The organism is Luteimonas arsenica, from assembly GCF_004352825.1.
Taxonomy (GTDB): Bacteria; Pseudomonadota; Gammaproteobacteria; order Xanthomonadales; family Xanthomonadaceae; genus Luteimonas; species Luteimonas arsenica.
In genome coordinates, this window is the sequence record NZ_SJRW01000001.1 from 575,107 (window position 1) to 587,647 (window position 12,541).

Here is a 12,541-nt window from a genome sequence, read left to right on the forward strand (position 1 = left end):
CCGCTCAGCGCCGGCTGTAGGCGTGCACCTCGTCGACCAGCACGCGCACGTGCTCCGGATCCATGTCCGGCGACATGCCGTGGCCGAGATTGAAGACGTGGCCCTCGCGCGAGCCGCCGTTGCCGTCGCGGTAGCTGTCGAGCGCGCGCCGCACTTCGCGGCGGATCGCCTCGGGCGAGCCGTACAGCGTGGCCGGGTCGAGGTTTCCCTGCAGCGCGACCTTGCCGCCGGTGCGGCGCGCGGCGTCGCCGAGTTCGATCAGCCAGTCCACGCCTACGCCTTCGGCCCCTGATTCCGCCAGGTCGCCCAGCCAGGCGGCATTGCCCTTTCCGAACACGATCAGCGGGGTGCGGCCTGCGCCTTCGCCGCGCTCGAGCTCGCGCGCGATGCGGGTCAGGTAGGGCAGCGAGAACTCGCGGTACATCGCCGGCGACAGCACGCCGCCCCAGGTGTCGAAGACCTGCAGCGCCTGGGCGCCGGCCGCGCGCTGGGCGGCGAGGTAAGCGATCACCGCATCGGTGTTGACCGACAGCAGCGCGTGCAGCGCCTTGGGATCGTTGTACGCCATCGCCTTGATGCGCGCGAAGTCCTTGCTGCCGCCGCCCTCGACCATGTAGCAGGCCAGGGTCCAGGGGCTGCCAGAGAAGCCGATCAACGGCACCCGGCCGTCGAGCTCGCGGCGGATCACGCGCACCGCGTCCATCACGTAGCCCAGCTCCGTTTCCATGTCCGGCACGCCCAGCTTCGCGATCGCGGCGGCGTCGCGCAGCGGGCGCTCGAACTTCGGGCCCTCGCCGTCGACGAAGTGCAGGCCCAGGCCCATGGCGTCGGGGATGGTGAGGATGTCGGAGAACAGGATCGCCGCGTCCAGGTCGAAGCGCTCCAGCGGCTGCAGCGTGACCTCGCAGGCGATCTCCGGGTTCTTGGCCATGGCCAGGAAGCTGCCGGCCCTGGCGCGGGTGGCGCGGTATTCCGGCAGGTAGCGCCCGGCCTGGCGCATCAGCCAGACCGGCGTGCAGTCCACGGACTCGCGGCGAAGGGCGCGGAGGAAGCGGTCGTTGCGAAGGGTCTGGGGCAAGTCTCTGGTCCTGGGATGCGGTGGGTGGAGCCGTGGATCAGCCGCGCGGGCCGTCGGCGCCCTGCGCGAACATCAGCTGGAAGCCACGCTTGAGCTGCTGGTCGCGTGCCTGCTCCAGCGCGGCGACGGCCGAGGCCTGGTCCATGAACTGCTCGCGGCGGACGCTGCTGCGGCCGCCGATCTGGCCGCTTTCGCGGAGCAGGGTCCAGCCGCCGAGCAGGTCGGGCTGCAGCATCAGCTGCACGAAGCGGGGGGCTTCGTGGCCATCGGGGCGTTGTTGCAGGAGCAGGCGCATGGGGCGCCGATTCTACGCCACGGTCGGCCCTGGCGGCCGCTTCCCGCCTTGTCTGTGGCGGGGGTGGCGGCTATACCTGCCGTTTCCCCCGGCAAGGCCTGGCGCATGCGTGGTTTCGATTTCAGTTCGTGGAGCGCGGCGGGCACCACCCTGCTCGGGCTGGTGCTGTTCTCGCTGGTGGCGATCGGCATCCGCCTGGTCTTCATGCAGACCCTGCAGCGCCGCCGCGAGCGCGAGAACCGGCAGATCAACGAGCGCCTGAAGACCCTGATCGCGGCCTACAAGACCTTGGGCGGTTCGTTCACCGGCGACCTCGACGTCGATCCCACCCACCTGCGCCAGCTGCGCGCGCGGATGGCGGAGCGGGCGGCGGGCGAGGACGCGGCCGGGGCGATGGCGGCCGCCGCGGCCGCGGACGAGGAAGGCTCCGACCGCCGCCGCAGGATCCGCGACGCGGTGGAGGCCGCGCTGTCGGACGTGATCCTGCTGGGCACCGACGAGCAGGTGCGCCTGGCCGCCGCAGCGGCCGGCGACATGGCGGCCGGGCGCACGGTGCGGACGGCCGAACTGGTGGTGTCGCTGCGCGACTTCGTCCGCCATGCCCTGGACCTGGACCCGATTCCAGAGGCGCTGCCGATCCCGGACCAGGGTCCGCTGCGGGTCGCTTCCAGCGGCGGCAAGGGCGGTGGCAAGGACGGCGGGGCCGGCCGCGGTGGTGGTGGCGGAGGCGGCGCCGGCGGCGGAATGGGCATGGGGATGGGCATGGGCATGGGGGCCGGCGCGGGCGCCGGACGCCTCGGCCAGTCGGTCGACGAACCCTGAAGCCCGCCGCCGCCTTCAGCGCGGCTGCAGCACCGCCAGAACCTCGGTTTCAGGCACGTCGGCAACCACGCGGGCGCGGCCGGTGCCGTCCCAGAGCACGAAGCGCAGGCCCCCGGCCAGCGCCTTCTTGTCCAGGCGCATGTGCGCGACCAGGGCCGCGGGATCGAGGCCGCGCGGCAGTTCGACCGGCAGGCCGAAGCGCTCCAGCACCCGCTGCAGCGTGTCCGCGTCGGTAGCGGGTGCGAGCCCGAGCCGGGTCGACAGCCGCGCCGCCAGCACCATGCCCACGGCCACCGCTTCGCCGTGGTTGAGGCCGTCGTAGGCCTGCTCCGTCTCGATCGCGTGGCCGAAGGTGTGGCCGAAGTTGAGCAGGGCGCGTTCGCCGTGCTCGAAGGGGTCGCGCTCGACGATCGCCGCCTTGTGCGCGCAGCTGCGGGCGATGGCCTCGGCCAGCGCGGCGTCCTCGCGCTCCAGCAGGGCGCCGGCATGGCCGCACAGCCAGTCGAGGAAGGGGGCGTCGACGATGGCGCCGTACTTCACGACTTCGGCCAGGCCCGCGCGCAGTTCGCGGTCGGGCAGGGTGCGCAGCGCGGCGGTGTCGGCCAGCACCGCGCGCGGCGGGTGGAAAGCGCCGACCAGGTTCTTGCCCTGCGGCAGGTCGACTGCGGTCTTGCCGCCGACCGAGGAGTCGACCATCGCCAGCAGGGTGGTCGGCAGCTGCACGCAGTCGATGCCGCGCATCCAGCAGGCCGCGGCGAAGCCGGCGAGGTCGCCGACCACGCCGCCGCCGAGCGCGTACACACACGCGTCGCGCCGGGCGCCGAGCGCGGCCAGGGCGTCGATCGCGCCGCCGAAACAGGCCAGGGTCTTGCTGGCCTCGCCGGCGGGCAGGACGAAGGTCTCGACGCGCGCTTCCGGGCGCGCGGCGAGCAGGGCCTCGCGGACGCCGTCGGCCAGCAGCGGGGCGACGCGGCTGTCGCTGACCAGCAGGGCCTGGCGGCCGCGCAGCGGCGCGGCCAGGGCGGCGCCGTCGGCGAGCAGGCCGGGGCCGATGTCGATGGCGTAGGGCGCCGCGCCGCCGACCTCGATGCGCTGACGCGCGCTCATGCCGCCGGCTCCGGCCGCGGCTGCCCGAGGGCCTCGCGCCGCCATTGCGATTCCAGCAGGCCGGCCAGCCTGCGGGCGGCGTCCGCGGCCGGCAGATGGCGGGTGTCGAAGGCCAGGTCGGCGACTTCGGCGTACAGCGGATCGCGCTCGGCGGCGAGCCGGCGCAGCGTGGCCTCGCGATCACCCGTGGCCAGCAGCGGGCGGCTGCGGTCGCGCGCCAGCCGCTCGAGCTGCGCCGGCACGTCGGCGCGCAGGTGCACCACGAAGCCGTGGTCGGCCAGCAACTGACGGTTGCCGGCATCGAGCACCGCGCCACCGCCGGTGGCGAGCACCGCGTCGGGTCCAGCCAGCAGCACTGCCAGCGCTTCGCGTTCGCGGGCACGGAAGCCGGCCTCGCCCTCGCATTCGAAGATCGTCGGGATGCCGGCGCCGGTGCGGACCTCCACCTCGTGGTCGCTGTCGGCGAAGTCGAGGCCGAAATGCCGCGCCAGGCAGCGCCCGATCGAGGTCTTGCCGGCGCCCATGGGGCCGACGAGCACGAGGTGGCGGGCGGGATTCATCGGACAGGCGCGTTCGCTGGGGGACACGGCGATGCTAGCAGTCCGGCGCATCGCCGATGACGCGGCAATGACGCGGCGAAGGCGCGGCGTTAACGCCACAGCGCCGAAGGTGGCGGTTCCTGCCGCCGCGGGCGGCGCTTTCAGAAGGAGCCTGTCATGGCGATCGCCAAGGTCATCGAACTCAATTCCTCCTCGCCCACCAGCGTCGAAGACGCCGTGCGCAAGGGGCTCGCCAAGTGCGCCGAGACCGTGAAGAACATCAAGGGCGCCTGGATCAACGAAACCAAGGTCGTCACCGACGGCGACGGCAACATCACCGAGTGGCGGGTGAACCTGCGGATCAGCTTCGTGGTCGACTGATCGCGGCGCTCACGGGCTGGCGGCGCCGGCGGTTCGCGGCGCTGGCGCTGGCGCCTGGCACCTGGTCCTTCGAGGGCGGCGGCCGCGTGGCGCCGCCGAATGCGTTCTGGCTGCCGTATGCACGACAACGGGAGCGGACGATGAGCGCAGGAACGAAAGGACGGTTGCTGATGGGCAGCCTGCTGGCCCTGGGGACGGCCTGCAATGCGGCGGTCGATGGCGGATCCGTCGTGGAGGCCGCGGCGGAACCGGCAGCCGCCGGGGTCGTGGACGAACTGCCGCTGCGCCGTGGCTACTACGTGAGATCGGAAACGCCCTGCGGCCAGGCATCGAGGGCGGACGTGTTCTCGCTGGTGACGCGGACCGGCATGAACCTCGACTGCACGTTCAAGCGGATCGAAAGGGCGGGTGCCACGACCTATCGGGTAACGGAAGAGTGCTCGCACGGCGGTGCCGCCTGGGGCCGGGAGGATCAGGTCGAGACGCTCACCTCAACGTACGAGATACCGGACGGAACCAGTTACACGGTGACCAGCGAGGATGGCTACCAGACCAGCGCCCGCCACTGCGAGCAGTCGGCCATGTCGCCCGAGTACCGGGACAACGACATCGGCGACCTGATCCGCTGACGGCGGGCACCGCTGCGGCGCTCAGGCCCGGAGCGGCCGGCGCCGGGCGTCCAGCGCCACGGTGACGTCGGCGATGGCCGGCAGGCTGCGCAGCGCCTGCCGGCTGACCCGCTCGAAATGCTGCGTGAAGCGTTCGACCGCGGCGCGGTCCATCCCGCGGCGCTGTGGATCGACCTTGGCCAGCGCCTGCTCCTGCTGCCAGCGCCATTCGGGGACGATGTCGAAGCCCGGCGGCTGCAGGAACAGCAGGCGGTCGATCCGCTGCCACAGTGCCGGGTAGTCGCGCGCCATGGCGGCGTTGCACCAGCGCCGCCAGTGGCCGTCGGGATCCTCCCTGTGCTCCAGCTCGTTGACCGGCGCGGCCAGCGCCACGTCCGACTCGGCGGGTGTGCCCAGGAACCAGCCTTCGAACAGCACCAGGTCGACGCCATCCACGCGCGCCCAGTCCGCGTGCGGCAGGCGGTCGTCGGCCAGCTTGTCGAAGCGCGGCAGGGCGGTTCCGCGGCCGTCGCGCAGGGCGTCGAGCACCTCGATCGCGAGCGCGACCTCATGCGTGCCCGGCGGCCCGCGCGTGGCCAGCAGCGGATGGACCTCGTGCGCGAGACGCAGGCGCGCCGCGCGCGGCAGGTAGACATCGTCGATCGACAGCAGGGCGCAATGGATGCCGCGGCGCGCGGCCTCGGCGACCAGCTGCGCGGCCAGGGTCGACTTGCCGCTGCCCTGCAGGCCGCTGATGCCGTACACGCGGGCACCGCGTGCCGGTGCGGCATCAAGCGCATCGTCCAGGATCGTGGACACGAAGCCGTGGTCGAAGCCATCGACCGGCATGTGCATCGGCGTCGCCATCCGGGCACGATAGCGCAGCCGCGCGGGGATTCCGCGCGCCCGACATGGCACGACCGCGGAGCACCTCCACCGATGACCGACCTGTACGCCGAAGCCCTCACCACCTTCGACACCCTGTTCGACGAGGCCCTGGCCGCCGGCGAGCCCGATCGCACCGCGATGTACCTGGCCACGGCCACCCCCGACGGCCGGCCCTCGCTGCGCACCGTGCTGCTGAAGGCGCACGACGCCCGCGGCTTCGTCTTCTACACCCACCTCGACGGCCGCAAGGGCCGCGAGTTGAAAGCGAACCCGCGCGCTTCGCTGCTGTTCCACTGGCCGCGGGTGCGTCTGGGGGTGCAGGTGCGCATCGAGGGCGGGGTGTCGATCGTCGACGAGGCCGAGGCCGACGCCTATTTCTCCAGCCGGCCGCGCGGCAGCCAGCTCGGTGCCTGGGCGTCGCTGCAGTCCGAGCCGCTGGAGTCGCGCGAAACCTTCGAGCAGCGCCTGGCCGAGAGCGAACGCGAGTTTGAAGGCCGCGAGGTGCCGCGGCCGCCGCGCTGGACCGGCCTGCGCGTCGATCCCGAGCGCATCGAGTTCTGGTACGCCGCCGAATACCGCTGGCACGAGCGCTGGCTGTACGAGCGCGACCTCGCCGGCGGCTGCAGCAAGCGGATGCTGTACCCGTGAGCGACGCGCCCGCGCGCGGCCCGCGGCGCATCGTCTGCCTGACCGAGGAGCCGACCGAGACCCTGTACGCCCTGGGCGAGGACCACCGCATCGTCGGCATCAGCGGCTTCACCGTGCGGCCGCCGCGGGCGCGCGGGGAAAAGCCCAAGGTCAGCGCCTTCACCAGCGCGAAGATCGACGAGATCCTGAAGCTGGAGCCCGACCTGGCGATCGGCTTCTCCGACATCCAGGCCGACATCGCCGCCGAACTGGTGCGCCGTGGCGTGGAGGTCTGGATCAGCAACCACCGCGGCGTCGACGGCATCCTCGACTACGTGCGCAGGCTCGGCGCCCTGGTGGGCGCGTCGGCGCGGGCCGAAGCGTATGCGGACGAACTGCAGCGCGGCCTCGACGAGGTCGAGGCGCGCGCCGCGACACTGGCGCGGCGGCCGCGCGTCTATTTCGAGGAGTGGGACGAGCCGCCGATCACCGGCATCCGCTGGGTGGCCGAACTGCTGCGCATCGCCGGCGGCGACGATGTCTTCCCGGAGCTTGCCGCCGAGCCGCTGGCGAAGCAGCGCATCCTCGCCGATGCGGGCGAAGTGGTGCGGCGCGCGCCGGACATCATCATCGGATCCTGGTGCGGCAAGAAGTTCCGGCCCGACCGGGTCGCCGCCCGCCCGGGCTGGGACGCGATTCCCGCGGTGCGCGACGGCGAACTGCACGAGGTGAAGTCGCCCCTGATCCTGCAGCCGGGGCCGGCGGCCCTGACCGATGGCGTGCGCGCGCTGGCCGACATCGTCCACGGCTGGGCGGAGCGTACGAGCCGGCGCGGCAATCCGCAGGCCTGATCGCGGCGTCGGCCTGCTGACGATGACAGGGCGCGTCTGCGATCATCCCCGCTTCGACCAACGAGGCGGGGACACGGGATGAACCAGGCTGCGATGCAGGACTTCGGACGGCTGCTGCTGCGCCTCGCGCTGGGCGTGCTGATCCTGCTGCACGGCATCGCCAAGCTGCGCGGCGGGATGTCGGGCATCGAGGGCATGGTCGTGGCCCAGGGGTTGCCGGGCTTCCTCGCCTACGGCGTCCTGGTCGGCGAGGTGCTGGCGCCGCTGATGCTGATCGCAGGTTTCCATGCCCGTATCGGTGCCGCCCTGGTCGCGATCAACATGCTGTTCGCGATCGCGCTGGCGCACATCGGCCAGCTCGGCCAGCTCAACTCGACCGGTGGCTGGGCGCTGGAGCTGCAGGGCATGTTCCTGGCCACCGCGGTGGCGATCGCCCTGCTCGGCCCGGGCCGCTACGGGATCAACCAGGGCTGATCAGTCGTTGGCCGCGGACAGCTCGCGGCCGCGCACGGTCGCGGCCTCGATGGCGGTGGCCACCAACTTGCGCAGGCCGCCGGCCTCGAAGGCCTCGATCGCGGCCTGCGTGGTGCCGCCGGGCGAGGTGACGCGGCGACGCAGTTCGGCCGGCGCTTCGTCGGAGCCGGTGAGCATGCGCGCGGCACCGAGCAGGGTCTGCTGCACCAGGGCGCGCGCCGCTTCGGGTGGCAGGCCCTGGGCGCGCCCGGCGTCCTCCATGGCTTCGGCCAGCAGGAAGACGTAGGCCGGGCCGCTGCCGGACACCGCGGTCACCGCGTCCATCAGCGCCTCGTCGTCGACCCAGACGGTCTCGCCGGCGGCGGCCAGCAGCGCCTGCGCGCGCTCGCGCCCGGCAGCGTCGACCGCGGCATTGGCATGCAGGCCGGTCATGCCGGCGCCGAGCAGGGCGGGGGTGTTGGGCATCGCGCGGACCACGGCGGCGTCGCCGCCCAGCCACGCCGAGAGCTGGCCGGCGGTGATGCCGGCCGCGATCGAGACCGCCAGCGGCCGCGTCTTGCGCGCGCGGTCGGCCAGGCCTTCGCAGACCGCGCGCATCACCTGCGGCTTGACCGCGAACACCCAGGTCCCGGCACCTTCGACCGCGTCGGCGGCATCGGCATGCACCTGGACGCCGAAGTCGCGGGCCAGCGCCTCGCGCAGCGCATCCACCGGTTCGGCGACGTGGATGCAGGCCGGCTCCACCCCGCGCGCCACCATGCCGCCGATGAGACTGCGCGCCATGTTGCCGCCGCCGATGAAGGCGATGCTGTCCGTGGTGCCGGATGCGGGTCGGGTCATGGCGCGAGTGTCCTCGGAAACGGGGCGGCCATTGTGGCCGAGCACGCCGGCCGCCGCGACCGTGATCGCCATCGCGACAGGGCACGGCGCATGCGCCTGCCGGACGCGCCTGCGTCTATACCGCGGTGCGCGGCCCGAACAGCGCGGTGCCGATGCGGACCATGGTCGCGCCCTCGGCGATCGCCAGTTCGTAATCCTCGCTCATGCCCATCGACAGCGTGTCCGCGCCCGGGTGGTCGGCGAGCAGGGCCTCGTGCAGACCGCGCATCGCCGCGAACGCGGCCCGGCGTTGTTCCAGGTCGGGGTGAGGCTCCGGGATCGCCATCAGGCCGCGCAGCGCCAGCGTCGGCCGCCCGGCGATGGCTGCGGCCAGCGCCGGCACCTCGGCTGGCGCGCAGCCGTGCTTGCCTGCCTCGGCCTCGACGTTGACCTGGATGAGCACGTTCAGCGGCGGACGCGCGGGATCGCGGGCGTCGGCCAGCGCCGCCACCAGCTTTGGCCGGTCGACGGACTGCACCCAGTCGAACAGCGACGCCGCCAGCCCGGCCTTGTTCGACTGCAGGTGGCCGATCAGGTGCCACTCGATCCCGCTGCCTTCCAGTGCGGCGACCTTGGCCGCGGCCTCCTGTACATAGTTCTCGCCGAAGGCGAGCGCGGTTCCGGGCCGCAGGTCCGTCCATTCCGAGGCGAGCGCCGCGATCTCGCCCGCTTCCCGGGTCTTGCCCACCGCGACCAGGCGCGGCGCTGGCCGAGCCTCGTGGCGATTGGCGTTTTCCATTGCGGCAAGGACGCGCGCGAGGGGACTGGTCGGCATCTGGCTGCTCCTCCGGCACCGCTGGATATGTGACGCGGATACGGGGCTATACTGCCCCCGGGGAGTACTCTGGCGCCAGCCGGCCATCGGCCCGGCGCCCTGACACCAACTTGTGCACTGCCGCTGGGGAGCATGCATGGATATCGCCGAACTTCTGGCGTTCTCGGTCAAGAACAAGGCCTCGGACCTGCACCTGTCCGCGGGCCTGCCGCCCATGATCCGCGTCGACGGCGATGTCCGCCGGATCAACATTCCGGCGCTGGACCACAAGCAGGTCCACGCGCTGGTCTACGACATCATGTCGGACAAGCAGCGCCGCGATTACGAGGAATTCCTCGAGGTCGATTTCTCGTTCGAGATCGCCGGCCTGGCGCGCTTCCGCGTCAACGCCTTCAACCAGAACCGCGGCGCGGGCGCGGTGTTCCGCACGATTCCATCCGAGGTGCTGACGCTGGAGGACCTCGGCACGCCGCGGATCTTCAAGGAGCTGATCGACCAGCCGCAGGGTCTGATCCTGGTCACCGGCCCGACCGGCTCGGGCAAGTCGACCACGCTGGCGGCGATGGTCGACCACGTCAACAAGAACGAGTACGGGCACATCCTCACCATCGAGGACCCGATCGAGTTCGTGCACACCGCGCAGAAGTGCCTGATCAACCAGCGCGAGGTGCACCGCGACACCCACGGCTTCAACGAGGCGCTCAGGTCGGCGCTGCGCGAGGACCCCGACTACATCCTGGTCGGCGAGCTGCGTGACCTGGAGACCATCCGCCTGGCCCTGACCGCCGCGGAAACCGGTCACCTGGTGTTCGGCACCCTGCACACCTCGTCGGCGGCCAAGACCATCGACCGCATCATCGACGTGTTTCCCGCCGGCGAGAAGCCGATGGTGCGCTCGATGCTGTCGGAGTCGCTGCGCGCGGTGATCTCGCAGGCGCTGCTGAAGAAGGTCGGCGGCGGCCGTACCGCGGCCTGGGAAATCATGGTCGGCATCCCGGCCATCCGCAACCTGATCCGCGAGGACAAGGTCGCGCAGATGTATTCCGCGATCCAGACCGGCCAGCAGCACGGCATGATGACGCTCGACCAGCACCTGCAGGACCTGGTGAAGCGTTCCATGGTCACCCGCCAGCAGGCGCGCGACTATGCCAAGGACAAGCGGCTGTTCGAGTAACCGGAGCACCCTATGAGCGCCATCGACTTCACTTCCTACCTCAAGCTGATGGCCCATCAGAAGGCCTCGGACCTGTTCATCACCGCCGGCATGCCGCCGTCGATGAAGGTCCACGGCAAGATCTCGCCGATCACCCAGAACCCGCTCACGCCGCAACAGTCGCGCGACCTGGTGCTCAACGTGATGACGCCGCCGCAGCGCGAGGAGTTCGAGCGCACCCACGAATGCAACTTCGCCATCGGCGTGTCCGGTGTCGGTCGCTTCCGCGTGAGCTGCTTCTACCAGCGCAACCAGGTCGGCATGGTGCTGCGCCGGATCGAGACCAGGATCCCGTCGATCGAGGAGCTCAACCTGCCGCCGATCATCAAGACGCTGGCGATGACCAAGCGCGGCATCATCATCTTCGTCGGCGCGACGGGTACCGGTAAATCGACCTCGCTGGCGTCGATGATCGGCTACCGCAACCAGAACTCGACGGGCCACATCATCACCATCGAGGACCCGATCGAGTTCGTGCACAAGCACGAGGGCTGCATCATCACCCAGCGCGAGGTCGGCATCGACACCGACACCTGGGAGAACGCGCTCAAGAACACCCTGCGCCAGGCGCCGGACGTGATCATGATCGGCGAGGTGCGCACCCGCGAGGGCATGGACCACGCCATCGCCTTCGCCGAGACCGGCCACCTGGTGCTGTGCACCCTGCACGCCAACAACGCCAACCAGGCGATGGACCGCATCATCAACTTCTTCCCGGAGGACCGCCGCGGCCAGCTGCTGATGGACCTGTCGCTGAACCTCAAGGGCGTGGTCGCGCAGCAGCTGATCCCGACCCCGGACGGCAAGGGTCGCCGGGTGGCGATGGAGATCATGCTCGGCACCCCGCTGGTGCAGGACTACATCCGCGACGGCGAGATCCACAAGCTCAAGGAAATCATGAAGGAGTCGACCAACCTCGGCATGAAGACCTTCGACCAGAGCCTGTTCGAGCTCTACCAGGCCGGCGAGATCTCCTACGAGGACGCCCTGCGCTACGCCGACTCCGCCAACGAGGTGCGCCTGCGCATCAAGCTCGCCCAGGGCGGCGACGCGCGCACGCTGTCGCAGGGCCTGGACGGGGTCGAGGTCGCCGAGGTCAACTGAGACGCAGCGTTCCGCGATCCAGGGAAAGGGCGCCTTCGCGGCGCCCTTTCCTTTGCGCACTTTTTACCTGCCAGCGGCGACAATGGCAGGCCCGATCCACCATTCCCGGAGATCCCCATGGCCTTCACCCTGCCCAAGCTTGCCTACGCCTACGACGCGCTCGAGCCGCATATCGACGCCGAGACGATGGAAATCCACCACACCAAGCACCACCAGACCTACATCAACAACGCCAATGCGGCGCTGGAAGGCACGGAGTGGGCCGACAAGTCCGCCGAGGAGATCATCGCCAACCTCGACGCCCTGCCCGAGGACAAGCGCGGCCCGCTGCGCAACAACGCCGGCGGCCATGCCAACCACTCGCTGTTCTGGACGGTGATGTCGCCCAAGGGCGGCGGCGAGCCGGTGGGCGAGGTGGCGAAGCACATCGACAGCGACCTGGGCGGCTTCGACGCCTTCAAGGACGCCTTCACCAAGGCCGCGCTGACCCGCTTCGGCAGCGGCTGGGCGTGGCTGAGCGTGGACAAGTCCGGCAAGCTCGCCGTCGAGAGCAGCGCCAACCAGGACAACCCGCTCATGAAGGGCATCGGTTCGGGCAACACCCCGATCCTCGGCCTGGACGTGTGGGAGCACGCCTACTACCTGAAGTACCAGAACCGCCGCCCCGACTACATCGCCGCGTTCTACAACGTGGTCGACTGGAACGAGGTCGAGCGCCGCTACCAGGAAGCCGTCGCCGGCTGAGGCCGCCCCGGAAGGAAAACCCCGCATTCCTGCGGGGTTTTTTCATGGAGCGACTCCGTTGTAGCGCGCGCTGCCCGTCCCGTGCACAGGGGGTGTGCTCCCCCGGCCGCCTCCGCGTCCAGCTACGGAAGCCGGCCGCCGGCCATCCATGGCCGG

The 12,541-nt window shown here is 71.0% G+C and carries 16 protein-coding genes; 9 read left to right on the plus strand and 7 right to left on the minus strand.

What is annotated here, in order from left to right; translation table 11 throughout:
* Positions 1–4: 4 nt before the first annotated feature.
* Both hemE and E2170_RS02590 read right to left on the minus strand, forming a co-directional pair.
* A complete protein-coding gene (gene hemE, locus E2170_RS02585) occupies positions 5–1,078 on the minus strand; it encodes a uroporphyrinogen decarboxylase (protein WP_132999082.1) in 1,074 nt (357 codons plus the stop codon).
* A 37-nt stretch (positions 1,079–1,115) separates the two neighbouring features.
* The gene (locus E2170_RS02590) at positions 1,116–1,373 is read right to left on the minus strand and encodes a WGR domain-containing protein (protein ID WP_132999083.1); all 258 of its coding nucleotides are present in this window, start codon (positions 1,371–1,373) and stop codon (positions 1,116–1,118) included.
* A gap of 105 nt (positions 1,374–1,478) precedes the next feature.
* Between E2170_RS02590 and E2170_RS02595 the strand changes: the two genes are divergently transcribed.
* On the plus strand, positions 1,479–2,195 hold the full coding sequence (locus E2170_RS02595; protein WP_132999084.1) for a hypothetical protein: 717 nt from the start codon (positions 1,479–1,481) through the stop codon (positions 2,193–2,195).
* A gap of 15 nt (positions 2,196–2,210) precedes the next feature.
* Here E2170_RS02595 and aroB read toward each other — a convergent pair whose 3' ends face one another.
* Together aroB and E2170_RS02605 are read right to left on the minus strand one after the other, a co-directional pair.
* Positions 2,211–3,302 carry a 3-dehydroquinate synthase gene (gene aroB, locus E2170_RS02600; protein ID WP_132999085.1) on the minus strand — a complete coding sequence of 364 codons (1,092 nt, stop codon included), beginning with the start codon at positions 3,300–3,302 and terminating at the stop codon, positions 2,211–2,213.
* Positions 3,299–3,862, minus strand: a complete 564-nt coding sequence (locus E2170_RS02605; protein WP_132999086.1) for a shikimate kinase — start codon at positions 3,860–3,862, stop codon at positions 3,299–3,301. The genes aroB and E2170_RS02605 overlap by 4 nt, the downstream gene beginning before the upstream one ends.
* Before the next feature lie 156 nt (positions 3,863–4,018).
* On the opposite strand from E2170_RS02605, the gene E2170_RS02610 reads away from it, so the two are divergent.
* Together E2170_RS02610 and E2170_RS02615 are read left to right on the plus strand one after the other, a co-directional pair.
* Positions 4,019–4,222, plus strand: a complete 204-nt coding sequence (locus E2170_RS02610; protein WP_132999087.1) for a dodecin family protein — start codon at positions 4,019–4,021, stop codon at positions 4,220–4,222.
* Between the two features lie 140 nt (positions 4,223–4,362).
* Complete coding sequence (locus tag E2170_RS02615; protein ID WP_132999088.1) at positions 4,363–4,851, plus strand: hypothetical protein; 489 nt, start codon at positions 4,363–4,365, stop codon at positions 4,849–4,851.
* Between the two features lie 21 nt (positions 4,852–4,872).
* On the opposite strand, the gene E2170_RS02620 is transcribed toward E2170_RS02615, so the two are convergent.
* Entirely contained in the window at positions 4,873–5,679 is an 807-nt protein-coding gene (locus E2170_RS02620) for a kinase (protein ID WP_425477836.1), read from the minus strand.
* 90 nt (positions 5,680–5,769) lie between these two features.
* Between E2170_RS02620 and pdxH the strand changes: the two genes are divergently transcribed.
* From pdxH to E2170_RS02635, 3 genes are all read left to right on the plus strand, one after another.
* On the plus strand, positions 5,770–6,366 hold the full coding sequence (pdxH, locus tag E2170_RS02625; RefSeq protein ID WP_132999090.1) for a pyridoxamine 5'-phosphate oxidase: 597 nt from the start codon (positions 5,770–5,772) through the stop codon (positions 6,364–6,366).
* A complete protein-coding gene (locus E2170_RS02630; RefSeq protein WP_132999091.1) occupies positions 6,363–7,196 on the plus strand; it encodes a cobalamin-binding protein in 834 nt (277 codons plus the stop codon). The genes pdxH and E2170_RS02630 overlap by 4 nt, the downstream gene beginning before the upstream one ends.
* 78 nt (positions 7,197–7,274) lie before the next feature.
* Complete coding sequence (locus E2170_RS02635) at positions 7,275–7,670, plus strand: DoxX family protein (protein ID WP_243708031.1); 396 nt, start codon at positions 7,275–7,277, stop codon at positions 7,668–7,670.
* On the opposite strand, the gene proC is transcribed toward E2170_RS02635, so the two are convergent.
* Positions 7,671–8,510 carry a pyrroline-5-carboxylate reductase gene (gene proC / locus E2170_RS02640; protein WP_132999092.1) on the minus strand — a complete coding sequence of 280 codons (840 nt, stop codon included), beginning with the start codon at positions 8,508–8,510 and terminating at the stop codon, positions 7,671–7,673.
* A gap of 115 nt (positions 8,511–8,625) precedes the next feature.
* Positions 8,626–9,324, minus strand: a complete 699-nt coding sequence (locus tag E2170_RS02645) for a YggS family pyridoxal phosphate-dependent enzyme (protein WP_132999093.1) — start codon at positions 9,322–9,324, stop codon at positions 8,626–8,628.
* 136 nt (positions 9,325–9,460) lie between these two features.
* Between E2170_RS02645 and E2170_RS02650 the strand changes: the two genes are divergently transcribed.
* From E2170_RS02650 to E2170_RS02660, 3 genes are all read left to right on the plus strand, one after another.
* Positions 9,461–10,498 carry a type IV pilus twitching motility protein PilT gene (locus tag E2170_RS02650; protein ID WP_132999094.1) on the plus strand — a complete coding sequence of 346 codons (1,038 nt, stop codon included), beginning with the start codon at positions 9,461–9,463 and terminating at the stop codon, positions 10,496–10,498.
* Between the two features lie 12 nt (positions 10,499–10,510).
* Positions 10,511–11,641: a PilT/PilU family type 4a pilus ATPase gene (locus E2170_RS02655; protein WP_132999095.1), complete on the plus strand. Its 1,131-nt coding sequence runs from the start codon at positions 10,511–10,513 to the stop codon at positions 11,639–11,641.
* A 117-nt stretch (positions 11,642–11,758) separates the two neighbouring features.
* Positions 11,759–12,385 (plus strand): superoxide dismutase, encoded by a 627-nt coding sequence (locus E2170_RS02660; protein WP_132999096.1) that lies wholly within the window; start codon positions 11,759–11,761, stop codon positions 12,383–12,385.
* The last annotated feature ends 156 nt before the right edge of the window (positions 12,386–12,541 follow it).